Source organism: Pararhizobium qamdonense (assembly GCF_029277445.1).
GTDB classification, from domain to species: domain Bacteria; phylum Pseudomonadota; class Alphaproteobacteria; order Rhizobiales; family Rhizobiaceae; genus Pararhizobium; species Pararhizobium qamdonense.
In genome coordinates, this window is sequence record NZ_CP119566.1 from 442,613 (window position 1) to 460,253 (window position 17,641).

Here is a 17,641-nt window from a genome sequence, read left to right on the forward strand (position 1 = left end):
TTCGGGGTTACAACGGGTGCCTGCAGCAATCGTTCCGACATTTTGGGTTTTTCTCGCATTGACCAAAGAGCGATAAGAACGTATCATGAACAACCATGAAGAAATCGCTGAACGAACGGTTGGCCATCCTGTCCGATGCCGCCAAATACGATGCTTCCTGCGCTTCGAGCGGCACGGTGAAGAGGGATTCCTCCAAATCGGGCGGTCTGGGATCGACGGAAGGGTCCGGCATCTGTCATGCCTATGCGCCGGATGGCCGCTGCATTTCGCTGCTGAAAATCCTGATGACGAATTTCTGCATTTATGACTGTGCCTATTGCATCAACCGGTCATCCAGCAATGTCGAGCGCGCGCGGTTCAGCGTCGAGGAAGTCGTCTGGCTAACGCTGGAATTCTACCGCCGCAATTATATCGAGGGCCTTTTTCTCTCCTCCGGGATCATTCGCTCGTCGGATTATACGATGGAGGAAATGGTGCGCATCGCCCGGGAATTGCGCGTTACCCATAATTTCGGCGGTTATATTCATCTGAAGTCCATCCCCGAAGCCTCGCCGCTGCTAATCGAGCAGGCGGGGCTTTATGCCGACCGGCTGTCGATCAATATCGAACTGCCGACCGACACGGGGCTGACGCGGCTGGCGCCGGAAAAGCGGCCGGCCAATATCCGCAAATCGATGGGCGAGCTCAGGCTGAAGATCGAGGCCGCCAATGATCCGACGCTGCAGACGAAGCGGCGCAAACGCTTCGTGCCGGCAGGCCAGAGCACGCAGATGATCGTCGGCGCCGATCAGGCCAATGACAAGGTGATCCTCGGGACCAGCGCCCGGCTTTACGGCAGCTACGGGCTGCGCCGGGTCTATTATTCCGCCTTCAGCCCCATTCCCGATGCGTCGAAGAACCTGCCTTTGATCAAGCCACCGCTGATGCGCGAGCACCGGCTGTACCAGGCCGACTGGCTCTACCGGTTTTATGGCTTTGGCATCGAGGAGATTACCGAGAACCAGCCCGATGGCATGCTGGACCTGAAGCTCGACCCGAAACTTGCCTGGGCTTTGGTCAACCGGCATCGCTTTCCGGTGGATGTGAACACGGCGGAACGCGAGATGCTGCTGCGGGTGCCGGGATTGGGAACGAAGGCCGTCAACGGTATCCTGTCGGCGCGGCGCCATCGGCGTTTGCGGCTGGAGGACTTGGCGCGGCTGCATGTCTCGCTGAAGAAGGTGCAGTCCTTCGTCGTGACCGAGGGTTGGACACCGCACCGGCTGATCGATCGCTCCGATCTGCGGGCCATGTTCGAGCCCAAGCCCGAACAGCTGGCGCTCTTGTAATGGCGACGGTTCTTCTGGAGGGCCGGGGCGATCTGACCGAGTGGCGGGAGGCTGCGCGACCATTGCTGCTGGCCGGCACGCCACCGCGCGGGATCGACTGGCGGTGCAGGAGCGATGCGGCGGGCGACCTGTTCGGGGCGGATGCCGGAGTGGCTGATCTATCCTCTCCCGGCACGGCGATTGTTGCGGCAGGGGCCTCCTTGACCGTGCCGAAGGCTTTCCTGTCCTTGGCGCAGGCGGTGATCTGCCATAGCGATCCCTTGCGTTTCCAGCTTCTCTACCGTGTTCTCTTCCGGCTGCAGGCGGAGCGCGCGCTTCTGGAAGTGGTCTCCGATGCCGATGTGGCGCAGTTGCGGGCGATGGAAAAATCCGTGCGGCGCGATTGCCACAAGATGACGGCGTTCGTCCGGTTCAAGGAGTTCGACATCGGGGAAGGGCATGCGCGGCGGCGGTTTCTGGCCTGGTTCGAACCGGATCATCATATCGTTGCCCGCGTGGCGCCGTTCTTCCAGCGCCGGTTTACCGATATGGACTGGATCATCGCCACGCCGAGGGGAACGGCGGCCTGGGATGGCGAGAGCCTGTCGGTTTCAACCGAACCTGCGGAAAATCCGATGCTGACGGATAGCACCGATATGCTGTGGCGTACCTATTTTTCCAGCATCTTCAATCCGGCCCGTCTCAAGGTGAAGATGATGATGACGGAGATGCCAAAGAAATACTGGAAGAACCTGCCGGAAGCCGGGCTTATTCCGGGGCTGATTGCCGGGGCAGAGGCGAGCGTCATTGCCATGGCCGAGCGCGCGGCCAGCGAGGCCCCATTGTTTCACCAGCGGCTGCAGGCGGTCGCGCAAGCCGAACCCGAAATTGCCCAGCCACCGGCCGGGACGCTGGAGGAGCTTCGCGAGGAAGCGCGTCACTGCACGCGCTGCGCCCTGCATTGCCGAGCAACGCAGACCGTGTTCGGCGAGGGGCCGCAGGATGCCGCGATCATGATCGTCGGCGAGCAGCCGGGCGACCAGGAGGATCTGGCCGGCCGGCCCTTCGTCGGCCCGGCGGGTGCGGTGTTCAACAAGGTTGCCCAGGATGTGGGGCTGGACCGCAAGGACACCTATGTCACCAATGCGGTCAAGCATTTCAAATACGAGCCACGCGGCAAGCGCCGTATCCATCAAAAGCCGAATGTCGGCGAGGTGCAGCATTGCAAATGGTGGCTGACGCGGGAACTGGCGCTGGTCAAGCCGAAGCTCGTCGTGGCGATGGGATCAACCGCGCTGATGGCGCTGACCGACAGCCGCCAGCGGCTTGCAGATCTGCGCGGCGAGATGCTGCAAATCGATGCGGGGCAGTCATTGCTGGTGACTGTACACCCGGCCTATCTCCTGCGCATCCCGGACGAGGGCCGCAAGGCGGAAGAAATGGCGCGGTTTCGCTCGGATATTGCGCGTGCCGCCGAATTCGGGCGGAAGATGAGTCCGGCGGGCGGGCGGAGCAGCATAATGGATGATATCAGGCCGTGAACCGGAGAGGGCTGAACCGTGCGGGGTCAAGCCCCATCGCGCCGAACCTCTCCGGATGCGGCTCGCCGGTCAAAAGGCTTGCCGCCAGGGCGCCAAGGGCGGGGGAGGTCAGGATACCGAAACCGCCCTGTCCCGCCAGCCAGAAGAAATCGGGCTGACCTGCCGCAAAGCCGATGACGGGCAGCTTGTCGGGCGAAAAGCTGCGCATGCCGGCCCAGCTCTTGGCGACGCGGCGCACCGGGATCGTGGTCGCCTCCTCGACATAATGCGCGGCCCAGGCGACATCGAGTTCCTCCGGCTGGACATCGCCGGGCTCGCACGGGGTGGCATCGGCGGGGCTCGCAAACAGGCGGCCGGCGTCGGGCTTCATGTAGAAATCCTCGTCGATCTCATTGATCTCCGGCATGGCCGAAATATCGATGCCCTCGGGAAGGTCGACGGTGATGGCGGTGCGCCGGTGCGGGACGATGCCGAGCGGCTCGACCCCGAAGAGTTCCGCAGTCTGATCGGCCCAGCCGCCTGCGGCATTGACCACCGTTTTGGCGCGTACAACGCCCGCCGATGTTTCGATGGTCCACACCTGGCCGTCATGGCTGGCGGAGATGACCGCGTGGCGCTCGCGGATCTCAGTGCCATTGCGGCGCGCGGCCTTCACATAGCCCTGCAGCAGGCTTTCAACCTCGATATCCCAGAAATTGGGATCATAAAATGCTGCTGCCGCATAGCCTGGTCTCAGGATCGGCAACCGGGCAAGCATGTCTTCTTCATCAAGCAATTCCAGTTCGGGCGTGAAAGCAAGCTCGGCGCGGAACATCTCGTCAAGGCGCGTGGCTTTTTCAACGCTGGCGATCATCACGCCGCCGCGTTGCTTCAGGAGCGGGATGTCCGAAAATCCATCCGGCGGCGTGTCGAAGAAAGTCTTGGCGATGGTGGCGAGGCCGCAGATCTCGGGCGCATTGTAACGCAGCACGAATTCGGCGGCGGAGCGGCCGGTGCTGTGATAGCCGAGCGCCGTTTCCCGTTCGAGAACCACGACCGAGCGATGCGGGCTGAGGAAATGAGCAAGTGAAAGGCCGGCAATGCCGCCGCCAATGATCGCCACGTCGAATGTCTGCATGTCCGCCTGCCCTTTGCCCCCGCGATCTCCCATCGCGCAGCCGGACCCTAGACGCAGGATATTCTATGTTCAAATTTATAGTCTCGAAGCGGACTATCAGGCAGATTGATGCTGACGGCTGTGATCCAGCGGCTCGGTCTCTGCCACATGGCGCAGGAAAGCGGTTTCCGCAGGATTGAGAATGGCATTGGGATTGGTGATGCGAAACACATCCGTGGTCGGCAAAAGTTCATACGGCGGCAATTGCCAGAGATCGCCCGCCGCAAGGCCCGGTGCCGCCAGATGGTCGGGCACCATGCCGATGCCGATATCGGCCGCGATCAGGCGCAGCACTTCCTCGACATTGCAGGAGACGGCCCGGACCTGCTGGCCGAAGGAACCCATGGCGCGCACGGCGGTAATGGCATTCATGTGCTGGCCGCCGAGAACATCGGCGATGAAAGCAATATAGGGGTCGCCGCGCAGTGCGTTCAGCGCCGCCCCCTTAACGCCGAACAGCCGGTGACCCCGGCCGCAATAGAGCCCGTATTGCTCGCGGATATGAAAAGTCTTGCCGAGCGCGTCGGGAATATTGCCGTCGCAGAGGCCGATGGTGGCGATGTTGCGCTCGACCGCGCTGATGACGCTGACGGTGGTTTCCACGGTGATGCTGAGTGTCACCTTTGGATAGAGCCGGAAGAAGCTTTCAAGCTTGCGGTCCCAGGCCGGATTATGCGCGTGGCTGACGGAATGGATGCTGACATGGCCGGTAATATCGTCGCCTGCGGTTTCCAGCGCATTCGGCAGACGCACCACTGCGGCAAAGATGTCGCGGCATTGGCGGTGCAGCTTTTCGCCCGCCTCCGTCAGATCGAAACGGCCCGGGCGGCGGTCGATCAATTTCTGGCCGACGGTCTGTTCCAGCCGTTTCAGCGCCATGCTGACGGCGGGCTGCTGCAACAAAAGCCGGTTGGCCGCTGCCGTGATGCTGCCTTCCTCGACCACGACAACGAAGGTGCGCAACAGGTTCCAGTCGAGATTATGGGCGAAACGTTCGAGGCGATTGTCAGGCATGGCAACCCAAGATCAGAGGGAGACGAGGCCGGACGGTAGCCGGTTCATGATCTCGTGGCCATCCGCAGTGATCAGCAACTGGTTCTCGATGATCATGCCGCCGGCACCATCGACATACCATGGAGTCTCGAAAGCCAGCACCATGCCCGGCTCAATGATCACATCCGATTGCCGCGACAGGAACGGCCATTCCTCGCTGCCGAGCCCGGCGCCCAGCCCATGGCCGAAATGACCGCGCGTGTAGCCAGGAAAGCCCGCCTTGCCCATCGCTTCGGTCGTCACCCGGTGCACCTCGCTCATGGCGATGCCGGGTTTTAACAGCGGCAAGCCGGCGTCATAGGCGGTTTGCAAAGCTGCAAAAAGGCTGGCCTGAAGCGTGGAAGGTGTGCCGCATACGAAAGTGCGGCCGGTATCGGATGTATAGCCTGAAATCAAACAGCCGACATCGACCTTGATCAGATCGCCGTGCGCGACCACGCCGCCTTTGGTCCATGGGTTCTGGCCGACGGAGATATATTCCCAGACCCCGGTGAGGTTCTGAACGTTGCGCAATGCCGCCTCGGCGCGGGCGCCTTTCTCCCAGGCGCTTGCCAGTTCGTCGCGGCTGATGCCGACAGCGATGGTTTCGCGCAGAGCGACGATACCGGCTTCCGCCAGTTCGACGGCAGTGCGCAGATGGGCGATCTCGGCGAGAGATTTTATCATTTTCAATCGCCGGACAAGATCGGATGCATCGACGAGTTCGGCGAGCGGAAGGGTGGCGGACAAGAGCTTGAAGTCGGTGACGGAAAGACCGTCGAACTCGATGCCGATGCGGCCGTTGGCAAGATGCCTTCCGGCAAGAAGCTCTGAAGCCAGCTGGAAACCCATGCTAGCGTCAAAGGTCTCGGGGCGCTGGAAGCCGGGTGCACGTCCCTGTCTTTCCCAGGCGGCTTTGATCAGCTCTTCCGGCGGCCGCGCCTCCATGCCCCTTATATCACCAGTTTCCACCCAGATCGGATTGATGCGGATATCGGCGATCGCGCTGGAAGCGCGGAAGGCCGCTTCGAACAGGTCTGTGACGACGGCCGCTTCCTTGAATGCTGGATCGGCGGGGACGATGGCGGCTACGGCACCGGCGCGCCGCCACATGGTTGCGACACCGGCCGGTGCGCCTGTCGCATAGGTGAAACTTTCCGGCGAAAGCAGCAGCAGCGCATCGATCCCGGCTGCTTGCATCAGCTGCGATGCGCGGGTTCTGTCGAGGTGAGCCATGCCGTTTCCTTGTCCTGTCTCTGCCATGCGCGTCATGCCGCCATTCCCGCAGCGCATGAGGCAGTGCCGCATTTTCGTTTGTATCGCTCTGCCCGGCTTGCCATAACGGATAGGAGAAGGAAAGTGACGGGAGGACGCCATGGCTGCAAGACAGGAATTCCAGTGGGACGATGCATTGCTGCTGGAGGATCAACTCTCTGAAGACGAGCGGATGATCCGCGACACGGCCCGTGCCTATGCGCAGGACAAGCTACAGCCGCGCGTCATCGATGCCTATCGTAACGAAACCACCGACACCTCGATTTTCCGTGAAATGGGCGAACTGGGGCTGCTTGGCGTAACGGTGCCGGATACCTATGGCGGCGTCGGCGCATCCTATGTGGCCTATGGCCTGGTTGCCCGCGAGGTCGAGCGGGTCGATAGCGGCTACCGTTCGATGATGAGCGTGCAATCCTCTCTCGTGATCTATCCCATCCATGCCTATGGCTCGGAAGAGCAGCGCCAGAAATATCTGCCAAAGCTGATTAGCGGCGAATGGATCGGCTGTTTCGGCCTGACCGAGCCGGATGCCGGCTCGGACCCCGGCGGCATGAAGACGCGGGCGGTGAAGACCGATGGCGGCTACCGGCTCACCGGGTCAAAAATGTGGATTTCCAATGCGCCGATCGCCGATGTCTTTGTCGTCTGGGCGAAATCCGAGGCGCATGGCAATGCCATTCGCGGCTTCGTCCTGAAAAAGGGCATGCAGGGCCTCTCGGCGCCGAAGATCGGCGGCAAGCTGTCGCTGCGTGCCTCGATTACCGGTGAAATCGTGCTCGACAATGTCGAGGTCGGCGAGGATGCGCTGCTTCCCAATGTCGAGGGCCTGAAGGGGCCATTCGGCTGCCTCAACCGCGCCCGCTATGGTATTTCCTGGGGCGTGCTCGGTTCGGCGGAGTTCTGCTGGCATGCGGCCCGGCAATACGGTCTCGACCGCAAGCAGTTCGGCAAGCCCCTGGCGCAGACGCAGCTGTTCCAGAAGAAGCTCGCCGACATGCAGACCGAAATCACGCTGGGCCTGCAGGCGTCGCTGCGCGTCGGCCAGCTGATGGATGCGGGGCGCATGGCGCCGGAGATGATCTCGATCGTCAAGCGCAACAATTGCGGCAAGGCGCTGGATATCGCCCGCGCTGCCCGCGATATGCATGGCGGCAACGGCATTTCCGAGGATTATCAGGTGATGCGGCATATGGTGAACCTGGAAACGGTGAACACCTATGAAGGCACCCATGACGTGCACGCCCTGATCCTCGGCCGCGCCCAGACCGGGCTGCAGGCCTTCTTCTGAGCGCGGGCATGGAAACGCCGCTGAAGGGTCTGAAAGTTCTTGAGCTTGCCCGTATCCTGGCGGGGCCCTGGATCGGCCAGACACTGGCCGATCTCGGCGCTGATGTCATCAAGGTGGAAAGCCCGGCTGGCGACGATACCCGGACCTGGGGGCCTCCTTTCATCGAAAGCGAGACCGGCGGCCATCTGGATGCCGCTTATTTCCACGCCTGCAACCGGGGAAAGCGCTCCGTCGTGCTCGATTTCACGACTGAAGAGGGGCAGGAAGCGGTGCGGCGGCTGGCGGCGCAGTCGGACGTGCTGCTCGAAAATTTCAAGGTCGGAGGACTGGCCAAATACGGGCTGGACTATGAGAGCCTGAAGGCGATCAATCCACGGCTGATCTATTGCTCGGTCACCGGTTTCGGCCAGAACGGTCCCTATGCGCATCGCGCCGGCTATGATTATATCATCCAGGGCATGAGCGGCATCATGGATCTGACGGGCGATCCGGACGGCGAACCGCAGAAGATCGGCGTCGCTTTTGCCGATATCTTCACCGGGCTCTACGGCGTCATCGCCATCCAGGCGGCCCTGCATATGCGCGAACGCACCGGCGCCGGCCAGCAGGTCGATATGGCTTTGTTCGACAGCATGACCGGGGTCCTTGCCAATCAGGCGCTGAACTTCCTCGTCTCCGGGCAATCGCCGCGCCGTCTCGGCAATGCGCATCCCAATATTGCGCCCTACCAGGTCTTTCCGGTTTCCGATGGCCACCTGATCGTCGCCGTCGGCAATGACCGGCAGTTCGTCAAGTTCTGCACATTGCTGGGGCTCGATACTCTGGCGACCGATCCGCGCTATCTGAGCAACGCAAGCCGGGTCAAGCACCGGGATACGCTGACGCCGGAGCTGACGGCACGGACGGTGAATTTCGACCGCGATACGCTGCTCTCCATGCTGGAAGCGGCCGGCGTACCTGGCGGGCCGATCAATAGCGTGGCGGATGTGTTCGCAGACCCGCAGATCATTCACCGTGAAATGCGGGTGGATACGCCGCATACGGGCTCGGCCTCCGGTACTGCGCCGGGCGTTCGCTCGCCGCTCATGTTTTCGGACGCGGAACTGGCGCTTGAGCGCGGTGCGCCAAGGCTGGGGGAGCACACGCATGAGGTGCTGGCTGAGATTGGAATGAAGCCGTAGGTATTCAAACAATCATCGTTTCATGCTAGAGCTTCGTCTCCCCCTCATGGAGACAGATTCATGCGCGTGACTGTCGTTTTGGATGACGAAATGTTGGCGAGCGCCCAGTTTTATACGGGCCTGATGACGAAATCAGCTGTCATCCGACACGCTTTGCAAGCGCTCATACAGCGGGAAGCCGGAAGACGGCTGGCAGAGCTTGGGGGCAGCCAGCCTGATTTGCAGAATGTTCCCCGACGGCGCCCGTGGAATGATGACGATTCCGAATAGCCGAGCCGCTGTCAAATATTCCCCATGCAGAGATATTTCATCTCGAGATAATCCTCGGCGCCGTGGCGGGAGCCTTCGCGGCCGATGCCGGATTGTTTGAGGCCGCCGAAGGGGGCTGCTTCCGATGACATGCGGCCGGTATTGATGCCGATCATGCCGTATTCCAGTGCTTCGGCGACGCGCCAGACTTTCTTCAGCTCGGTCGCGTAAAAATAGGCGGCGAGGCCGTAGATCGTGTCATTGGCCTGGAGGATGACATCTTCCATGGTCTCGAAGCGGATGATCGGGGCGACCGGGCCGAAAGTTTCATCGCAGGCGACCAGCATGCCTTTGCCGACATTGGACAAGACAGTCGGCTCGAAGAAAGCGCCGGAGACGCGCTTGCCGCCACAGAGCAGTTTTGCGCCCTTGCCGATTGCGTCGTTGACATGAGTCTCGACCTTCTCGATCGCCCGGCTATCGATCAGCGGACCGATGGTGACGCCCTTGGAGAAGCCGTCGCCGACTTTGAGCTTTGCCACTTCGGCGGCCAGTTTGCCGGCGAATTCGTCGTGGACCCGGCTTTGCACATAGATGCGGTTGGCCGAGGTGCAGGTCTGGCCGGCATTGCGGAATTTGGCCTGGATGGCGCCATCGACGGCCGCATCGATATCAGCGTCGTCAAAGACGATAAAGGGCGCGCTGCCGCCGAGTTCCAGGCTGACTTTCTTGATCTGGTCGGAACATTGGCGCATCAGGATGCGGCCGACTTCGGTCGAGCCGGTGAAGCTGATCTTGCGCACCCGCGAATTGGTGCAGAGTTCGCGGCCGATCGCGTCGCCTTCCGAAGCCAGAACGAGGTTGAAGACGCCCTTCGGGAAGCCTGCGCGGATGGCCAGCGCATGCATGGCCAAAGCCACCAGCGGCGTCTGTTCGGCTGGTTTGAGGATGATGGTGCAGCCGACCGCCAGCGCCGGGGCGATTTTTCGCGCGACCATCGAGGCTGGGAAATTCCAGGGGGTGATCGTGCCGACCACGCCGACCGGCTGCTTGATCACCATCATGCGGCGGTCCGTCGAGGGGGCGGGGATGGTCTCGCCGTAGACGCGCTTGGCTTCTTCCGCATACCATTCGATATAGGCGGCGGCATGCTGAACCTCGGAACGGGCTTCGCTGAGCGGCTTACCCATTTCCGCCGTCAGGATCGCGGCGAGATCGTCGATATGGGCGATGACCAGATCGTGCCAGCGGCGCAGGATCGTGCTGCGATCGCCGGCCGGACGCTCGGCCCAGGGAAATTGCGCCGCATAGGCGTCGTCGATCGCCGCGCGGGTTTCCGTAATCCCCATGTCCGGCAGCGTGGCGAGCAGGGCGCCGTTCGAGGGGTTGTGGACCTCGAAGGTCTTCGCCGAGTGCGCGGCGTTTACCAGGCCGAGCAGATGCGGATCCCTGACATGGGCGATCAAGGTCTCGGTAAAGATCATCGGAGATCCTTTCTGGCGATCCGCGCGGGGGCGGACATGCGGCATATTGTGTCGCGGGGACAATGCCGATAGCCGATAACAGCAGCGGCGTCCATCGGGCGGCAAGCGTGGCCGCCCGATCGGTTATGTCATGCCAGCGCTACCTGAAATCAGGCGCGGGCCTGCAGGATCGAGGCTTCCAGAATGTCCATCGCCTCGGAAAAGACGTTGTCCTGGATGGTGATCGGGGCAAGGAAGCGGATGACGTTGCCATGCACGCCGCAGGTCAACAGAATCAGGCCCTTTTCGAGCGCGATCACGCGGACGCGGTTGGCGAAATCGGCGCTTGGCAGATTGGTCTTCACGTCGTTGAACTCGACCGCATTCATAAAGCCCGGGCCCCGGATATCGACGATTTCCGGCACTTGTTCCGCAATGGCAGCGAGGCGCTGCTTGAGGCGGCCGCCGAGCTGTTCGGCGCGTTCGCAGAGCTTCTCATCCTCGATAATGTCGAGGACGGCATGAGCTGCGGCAACGCCCATCGGATTGCCGGCATAGGTGCCGCCGAGACCGCCGGGGCCGGGCGCGTCCATGACGTCGGCGCGGCCGGTGACGGCGGCGATCGGGAAACCGCCACCAAGACCCTTGGCCATCGTCACGAGGTCGGCGGCAACGCCATGATGTTCCATAGCGAAGAGCTTGCCGGTACGGGCAAAGCCGGTCTGCACTTCATCGGCAATCAGAAGGATGCCGTGCTGGTCGCAGATATCGCGGATCGCCTTGATGAAGGAGGTCGGCACCGGATAGAAGCCGCCTTCGCCCTGCACGGGCTCGATGATGATGGCGGCGACCCGGTTCGGATCGACATCGGCGGCAAAGAGGCGCTTCAGGGCCGCCAGCGACTGGTCGGCGGAAACGCCCTGCAGTTCGACCGGGAAGGGCACGTGGAAGACGTCGGCCGGCATGGCGCCGAAGCCAACCTTATAGGGCACGACCTTGCCGGTCAGCGCCATGCCCATGAAGGTGCGGCCATGAAAGCCCCCGCCGAAGGCGACAACCGCCTGGCGGCCGGTTGCCGCGCGGGCGATCTTGACGGCATTCTCGACGGCTTCTGCACCCGTGGTGACGAAAATCGTCTTCTTGGCGAAGTCGCCGGGCAGAATGGCATTCAGCCGCTCGGCCAGTTCGACATAGTTTTCATATGGCACGACCTGATGGCAGGTATGGGTGAACCGGTCGAGCTGCTTCTTGACAGCTTCGATGACGCGCGGATGGCGGTGGCCGGTATTGACGACGGCGATACCTGCGGCAAAATCGATATAGCGATTGCCTTCCTTGTCCCAGATTTCCGAATTTTCGGCGCGATCCGCATAGATCTGCGTGGTCATGCCCACACCGCGGGAAATGGCTGCGTTCTTGCGATCGGTCAAACTGGTCACGGGTTTCATCCTGATGTTGCTGGGTGTTTTCGGTTGCAGATTTGACGGAAATCCTATATTTTTTCTGTAGGTTTGCAAATCAAATTTTGTGATTTGAGAAGCAGCGCCGGGAATGGATTTCCTGCTATTACGACCGCAACGTAGGGTGCCCATCATCGATGCTTGGTATATGAGTGATGCCATGAAGATACGCTACAAGGTCGCTGAAGCCGCACGGCTTGCCGGTGTCTCCGCATCCACCTTACGCCTTTGGGAGACGCAAGGCCTTGTTGTGCCGGACCGGTCCGTTACTGGGCACCGGCAATATAGCGAGGGCGATGTCGCCCAGTTGAAGAGGATCTCATGGTTTCGCGCCGAGCGCGGGCTCAACCCGGCTGCCATCCGCGAGGCGCTGGAACTGGAAGCGGGCGACCTTGACGACAATGGTCCGGCCTCCACCGGTGACGTGGTCCCGCAATCGCAGGTCGGGCGCAAGCTGAGAAGCCTGCGCCATGCGGCCGGCAAGACGCTGGAGCAGGTGGCCGGCGATGTCGGTATCGCAGCCTCTGTCCTTTCAACGCTGGAGAGGACCTCGCAGGGGGTTTCGGTCGCCGTGCTGCATCATCTCGCCGAATATTTCGCAACAACCGTTTCCAGCCTTTCCGGGCAGGACGAGCCCGAGGTGCGGGCTCTGGTACGTTCGGGCGAATGGCGGGCCTGGCCGCGCACGATACCGGGTGTGACCGTGCAGCTTTTGGCTGAAGGCCGCAACCAGATGGATTGCCACCGCTTCGTGCTGGAGCCAGGGGCCTCCAGTGAGGGCGCCTACACGCATGAGGGCGAGGAATTCGTCTATGTGCTGTCGGGGCGGGTGGAGTTCGTGCTTGACTCCGATCAGTTTCATGATCTGAACCCCGGCGATTCCCTTTATTTCAACAGCCGCCGTCATCACGCCTGGTCGAACCGGCACGATGGCGAGACCGTGCTTTTGTGGATTAACACGCCGCCGACTTTCTAGCGCTCCCTTCGTCGGCGTCCCCAGCGACAATCAAGCGCGTTTATACTGGCTATTGTCTCTATCTATTTCGTTTATAGGCATTTCAGGCTTAGAGTTTGCCTCAAGCACCGGCAAACGGTGCGTCAAAGGGGAACTGACCGTATGAAAAAACAGATGATCGCGCTGGCTCTTGCCTGTGCCGCAGCCTTTTCCGTGATGCCTGCCCATGCCGCCGAAAAGCTCCGCATCGGCACGGAGGGCGCTTATCCTCCCTTCAATTTCGTGGATACCGCCGGTAAGATCGGCGGCTTCGATGTGGATATCGGCTTGGCACTGTGCGCCAAAATGCAGGTCGAATGCGAGGTGGTGGCGCAAGACTGGGATGGTATCATTCCAGGGCTGGTCGCCAAGAAATACGACATGATCATCGCCTCCATGTTCATCACCGACGAGCGCCGCAAACAGGTCGCCTTCAGCGATCCCTATTATCTGGCGGCCATGACACATGTTGCGGCGAAGGGTGCTGGGATCACCGCATTCACCAATGAAGCACTGAAAGGCAAGGTCATCGGCGCACAGGCGGGCACGACCCAGGCCGAATATATCGCCGCTGTCTATCCGGATGCGGATATCAAGCTCTACCCGACCCAGGACGAAGCCAATCTCGACATGGCCAATGGCCGCCTCGACATGGAAGTCGGCGACATGCTGCCAATGCTCGACTGGGTCAACAAGAACGATGACGGCAAATGCTGCGAATTGATCGGTGAGCCCATTACCGACCGCAAATTCGTCGGCGACGGCGTCGGCATTGCGCTTCGCCAGGACGACAAGGACCTGCGTGAAAAGCTGAACAAGGCGCTGGCCGAAATTCGCACCGATGGCACCTACAAGACCATCAACGACAAGTACTTCACTATCGACGTCTATACGATGAAATAGGACCGGGCTTAACCCCGGAGGCCATTCGCATGATCGCGTTGCGCCAGGGGGCGGAACGCGATCATCGGACTTGCCTATTTCGCGACGTCGATGACCACGCGGCCGCGGATTTTTCCGGCAAGGATGTCTTCGGCCAGTTGTGGCAGGTTCGATAGTGGTTCCACCGTGGTCATCGCGGCCAGCCGTTTGCGGTCGAGGCTTTCGGCCAGGATGGCCCAGGCCCGGTCGCGTTCGGCATGCGGGGCGGTGACCGAATTGATGCCGATGAGGGCGACGCCGCGCAGGATATGCGGCATGACGGTTGCTGGAAGGTCGGCGCCGCCGGCAAGGCCGCAGGCTGCGACGGCACCGCTCTGGACGGTCTGCGCCAGAACATTGGCGAGCGTGGTGGAACCGACGGAATCGATGGCGCCCGCCCAGCGTTCCCGTTGAAGCGCCGTCCCCTTTGCGGCGAGTTCGGCCCGGTCGATGAAGCCGGTCGCGCCAAGGTCCGACAGATAGTTATGGGTTTCCGGCCGTCCCGTCGATGCGGTGACCTTATAGCCGCGCTCAGCCAAAAGCGTGATGGCCACGGAACCGACGCCGCCGGCAGCGCCAGTCACGAGGATCTCGCGCTGGTCCGTCCGGATCCTGCCCCAAGCTTCGAGAGCATCGATCGCGAGGGCGGCGGTATAGCCGGCGGTGCCGATCGCCATGCTTTCCTCCAGCGTGAAGGCGTCCGGCAGGCGCGTCAGCCATTCGGCTTTCACCCGCTGGAAGCGGGTGTAGCCGCCCCATTCGGTCTCGGACATGCCCCAGCCGTTGACGATAATCTTGTCGCCCGGCTTCCAGTCCGGATTGCGGGATTCCACGACAATGCCGGACAGATCGACCCCGGCCACCATCGGCAGGCGGCGCGCGATGCGGCCCTTGCCGGAAACGGCAAGGCCATCCTTGTAATTGAGCGTCGAGAACCGGACCTCGACCAGCACGTCGTGATCGGGAAGATCGGCAAGCGCCAGATCGCGGAAACCGGCCGCCGGTTTGCCGTCGCGCTCGTCGATCACGAGTGCCCTGAAATGTTCCGTCATGGTTTTCTCCCGTCCGTTTTGCCGCAGCATGGCATGGGAAAAAATCAAAAGCCATTTCGACGAAAGGCGCGAGCTTCTAGTGATGGCATGCGAAACCGGTTCTTGTGTTACCGCAAAATACGCCGGGAAATCTGTCGGTGACCCATTTTCCAAGAGGCAAGCAAATCATTGATTCGGCAGGCAATTAGCGGCAAAAGCATAACTCTGTATCGCGCGGATTTACTTCTCACATGATGTATTTCTCATGGATGAATCCGGGATATAGATGCCATGCTTGCCGCGCAGGGCAGATTTGCTGTTCGCCCTCTGGCGAAATACATGGGGAAGTGCTATCTCCACGCTCGCAACAACCCTATGGAGCTTATCATGTTTTCGCAGCGCAAGCTGTCGAGCCCGTCTGATCGCGGTTTTGTCCAGATGATCTGGAACGCGATCCTTCTCGTTCAGACCCGTGAAACGACCTCGCTGATGACAGGCCGCAACCGCTATTAGGCGGATATGCTGGCCGGACCGGCTGCTACGGCCGGAAATGTCACGGAGGCTTTCAGCCCCTTGCCATCCGGCCCTTCGCCTAAGGTGAGATGTCCGCCGAACAGTCCGGCGATTTCCTCGACGATCGGAAGTCCCAATCCCATCCCCGGTGCTTGCCCGCGTCCGCCGCGCGCAAAGCGCTGGCGCACGACCTGCCGGCTGTCCGGCGGAATGCCCGGGCCATTGTCTTCCACGTCGAGCCGGACGCCCTCGGGCGCCGCTTCGACCCGGACCGTGACTTCGGCGCCCTTGCCGGCATAGGCGATGGCATTTTCGATGAGATTGCGCAGGAGTTCGCCGATCAAAAGCGGCTCCGCCCGGATCAGTGCCTTGCCGTCACCTTCGAAGCCGAGATCGATGCCGGCCTCGCCGGCGCCGGGCACCCGGTCGCCGGTGATGTCCTGTGCCAGCGTCGTCAGATCCATGATCTCAAGCGGCTGCGGCTCGTTCGAGCCGGCGGCGTCGATCTTTGCCATCAGCAGCAATTGCGCCAGAATGCGTTCGGCATGGGCGACGGCTTCGTCGCCTTTCCGCGCCGCCGCCTGCGCCTCCTCCAAGGTCGTTGCGCGGGCAGACAGTGCCAGCTGGGTGCGAATGATTGCCAGCGGCGTGCGCAGCTGGTGGCTGGCATTGCCGGAAAAGTGACGCAGCGCATCGAGCGCCGATTGCAGCCGCACCATGAACGAATTGACCGTTTCGACCAGACCCTCGACTTCGCTCGGCACCGATTGATCGATCGGATGCAGATCGTCGGGGCTGCGCTCGGCAATGGCGTCGCCGAGGCGGTAGAGCGGCCGCAGCGAAAAGGTGACGGCGATCCAGACGATCCCGGCCGCCCCAAGGATCATCATCAGCAGCCGGAAGGCCGAACGCAAGAGGATGGCCTGCGTCAGCTGGCGGCGGGCAATCGTGGTTTCCGCGACGGTGACGACGAAGGGCACGGAATTGATGCCCGTCGATGCGGATCGTTCCAAGGCTGCGACCCGGATCGGCTCGCCGCGAAACTGTGCATCGGTATAGACGGCCGACTGGCCCTTGAGATCGGCGATCGAGGGCAGGTTCTGATAGCCGGTGATGAACTGGCCGGGCGGCCCATCGACCCGGTAGAAGACGCGGTCCTGTGCAGCCGACGTCAGCATTTCCAGCGCCACATAGGGGATATCGACCTCGAGCGAGCCGTCTTCGGCCACCACGACCCGTTCGGCAATGGCCAGCGCCGAGCCGGCGAGAACCCGGTCGGAGACGATATTTGCCGTCTTTACCGCTTCGCGATAGGTGTCGATAAGCGCCAGCGCTCCGATGACGGCGGTGGAGATCAACAGCCAGGCGAGCAGGCCCCGGCGCAGGGAATAGGCACGGCGTGCCATCAGGCTTCCGCCATCTTTTCGAGATAATAGCCGATGCCGCGTGCGGTGCGGACCGTCAGGCCGTGCGGGGCCAGACGCTTGCGCAAGCGGCTGACATATTGCTCGATGGCATTGGCGCTGAGATCGTCATCAAAGGCCGTCAGCGACTGGATGATCGCTTCCTTGGCCACCACCTTGCCCGCACGCATGAACAGGATTTCCAGCAGGCCCAACTCCCGCGCCGGAATATCCACCGTGACGCCATCGGCGGAGAAGGTGCGCGAATTGAGATCGAGCGAGATCTTGCCGTAGCTGACCAGCGACGAACGCAGACCCGCCTGGCGGCGCAGGAGAACGCGCACGCGGGCTTCGAATTCGCTGATATCGAAGGGCTTGATCATATAGTCGTCGGCGCCGAGATCGAGCCCCCTGATCTTTTCTTCTTGCGTGCCGCGCGCCGTCAGGATCAGCACCGCCGCCTTGTTCTGGCGCGCCCGCATCGAGCGCAGCACGTCGAGGCCGTCCATCTCCGGCAGGTTGAGATCAAGGATGACGAGATCGAAGGTTTCCGTGGCGGTGACGGCATTGGCGGAGGCGCCGTCGTGCACGACATCGACGGCATAGCCGCTGCCGCGCAGGATCGCGACAAGTCCCTCCGAAAGCGCCGTATTGTCCTCGACCAGTAGTATCCGCAAATGCCCGTTCTCCTGGAAAGGACAGTATTTCATGATCGGCGAAAGGTGAACGGGGTTAAGAGAAGAAAGAGATGCAGGGGGCGGTGGTTTTCGTGCCGGTATTGAGTTTCATTATTCACAGACTGCCCCTCACACTAACCCTATCCCCCG

Annotated in this window: 16 protein-coding genes; 8 read left to right on the forward strand and 8 right to left on the reverse strand. The window is 61.7% G+C overall.

What is annotated here, in order from left to right; genetic code table 11:
* The first annotated feature begins 95 nt into the window (after positions 1-95).
* Positions 96-1,328 carry a putative DNA modification/repair radical SAM protein gene (locus tag PYR65_RS02200; protein ID WP_276119725.1) on the forward strand — a complete coding sequence of 411 codons (1,233 nt, stop codon included), beginning with the start codon at positions 96-98 and terminating at the stop codon, positions 1,326-1,328.
* Positions 1,328-2,848 carry a UdgX family uracil-DNA binding protein gene (locus PYR65_RS02205; RefSeq protein WP_276119727.1) on the forward strand — a complete coding sequence of 507 codons (1,521 nt, stop codon included), beginning with the start codon at positions 1,328-1,330 and terminating at the stop codon, positions 2,846-2,848. The genes PYR65_RS02200 and PYR65_RS02205 overlap by 1 nt, the downstream gene beginning before the upstream one ends.
* On the opposite strand, the gene PYR65_RS02210 is transcribed toward PYR65_RS02205, so the two are convergent.
* The 3 genes from PYR65_RS02210 to PYR65_RS02220 form a co-directional block, all read right to left on the reverse strand.
* On the reverse strand, positions 2,838-3,965 hold the full coding sequence (locus tag PYR65_RS02210) for an NAD(P)/FAD-dependent oxidoreductase (protein ID WP_276119728.1): 1,128 nt from the start codon (positions 3,963-3,965) through the stop codon (positions 2,838-2,840). The two genes, PYR65_RS02205 and PYR65_RS02210, sit on opposite strands and share 11 nt — an antisense overlap.
* Positions 3,966-4,061: 96 nt before the next feature.
* Complete coding sequence (locus PYR65_RS02215; protein ID WP_276119730.1) at positions 4,062-5,018, reverse strand: LysR family transcriptional regulator; 957 nt, start codon at positions 5,016-5,018, stop codon at positions 4,062-4,064.
* A 12-nt stretch (positions 5,019-5,030) separates the two neighbouring features.
* Complete coding sequence (locus PYR65_RS02220; RefSeq protein WP_276119731.1) at positions 5,031-6,272, reverse strand: M24 family metallopeptidase; 1,242 nt, start codon at positions 6,270-6,272, stop codon at positions 5,031-5,033.
* A gap of 139 nt (positions 6,273-6,411) precedes the next feature.
* Between PYR65_RS02220 and PYR65_RS02225 the strand changes: the two genes are divergently transcribed.
* From PYR65_RS02225 to PYR65_RS02235, 3 genes are read left to right on the forward strand one after another with little or no spacing between them, the layout of a single operon-like run.
* A complete protein-coding gene (locus tag PYR65_RS02225; RefSeq protein WP_276119732.1) occupies positions 6,412-7,599 on the forward strand; it encodes an acyl-CoA dehydrogenase in 1,188 nt (395 codons plus the stop codon).
* 8 nt (positions 7,600-7,607) lie between these two features.
* Positions 7,608-8,780: a CaiB/BaiF CoA transferase family protein gene (locus PYR65_RS02230; protein WP_276119734.1), complete on the forward strand. Its 1,173-nt coding sequence runs from the start codon at positions 7,608-7,610 to the stop codon at positions 8,778-8,780.
* Positions 8,781-8,840: 60 nt separating this feature from the next.
* On the forward strand, positions 8,841-9,050 hold the full coding sequence (locus PYR65_RS02235) for a type II toxin-antitoxin system VapB family antitoxin (protein ID WP_276119735.1): 210 nt from the start codon (positions 8,841-8,843) through the stop codon (positions 9,048-9,050).
* Between the two features lie 11 nt (positions 9,051-9,061).
* Here the strand turns inward: PYR65_RS02235 and PYR65_RS02240 are convergent, their stop codons facing one another.
* Entirely contained in the window at positions 9,062-10,513 is a 1,452-nt protein-coding gene (locus tag PYR65_RS02240) for an NAD-dependent succinate-semialdehyde dehydrogenase (RefSeq protein WP_276119736.1), read from the reverse strand.
* A 149-nt stretch (positions 10,514-10,662) separates the two neighbouring features.
* The gene (locus tag PYR65_RS02245) at positions 10,663-11,931 is read right to left on the reverse strand and encodes a 4-aminobutyrate--2-oxoglutarate transaminase (RefSeq protein ID WP_276119737.1); all 1,269 of its coding nucleotides are present in this window, start codon (positions 11,929-11,931) and stop codon (positions 10,663-10,665) included.
* A gap of 169 nt (positions 11,932-12,100) precedes the next feature.
* Here PYR65_RS02245 and PYR65_RS02250 point away from each other — a divergent pair, with 169 nt between their 5' ends.
* Entirely contained in the window at positions 12,101-12,928 is an 828-nt protein-coding gene (locus PYR65_RS02250; RefSeq protein WP_276119738.1) for a cupin domain-containing protein, read from the forward strand.
* 141 nt (positions 12,929-13,069) lie between these two features.
* Positions 13,070-13,849, forward strand: a complete 780-nt coding sequence (locus PYR65_RS02255; protein WP_276119739.1) for an ABC transporter substrate-binding protein — start codon at positions 13,070-13,072, stop codon at positions 13,847-13,849.
* Positions 13,850-13,923: 74 nt separating this feature from the next.
* On the opposite strand, the gene PYR65_RS02260 is transcribed toward PYR65_RS02255, so the two are convergent.
* Positions 13,924-14,919, reverse strand: coding sequence for an MDR family oxidoreductase (locus PYR65_RS02260; RefSeq protein ID WP_276119741.1), 996 nt, complete (start codon positions 14,917-14,919; stop codon positions 13,924-13,926).
* 366 nt (positions 14,920-15,285) lie between these two features.
* On the opposite strand from PYR65_RS02260, the gene PYR65_RS02265 reads away from it, so the two are divergent.
* Positions 15,286-15,411, forward strand: coding sequence for a hypothetical protein (locus PYR65_RS02265; RefSeq protein WP_276119742.1), 126 nt, complete (start codon positions 15,286-15,288; stop codon positions 15,409-15,411).
* On the opposite strand, the gene PYR65_RS02270 is transcribed toward PYR65_RS02265, so the two are convergent.
* The gene (locus PYR65_RS02270; RefSeq protein WP_276119744.1) at positions 15,408-16,817 is read right to left on the reverse strand and encodes a sensor histidine kinase; all 1,410 of its coding nucleotides are present in this window, start codon (positions 16,815-16,817) and stop codon (positions 15,408-15,410) included. The two genes, PYR65_RS02265 and PYR65_RS02270, sit on opposite strands and share 4 nt — an antisense overlap.
* Positions 16,817-17,491, reverse strand: coding sequence for a response regulator (locus PYR65_RS02275; protein WP_276119745.1), 675 nt, complete (start codon positions 17,489-17,491; stop codon positions 16,817-16,819). Before PYR65_RS02275 ends, PYR65_RS02270 begins: the two co-directional genes overlap by 1 nt.
* Positions 17,492-17,641: the final 150 nt, after the last annotated feature.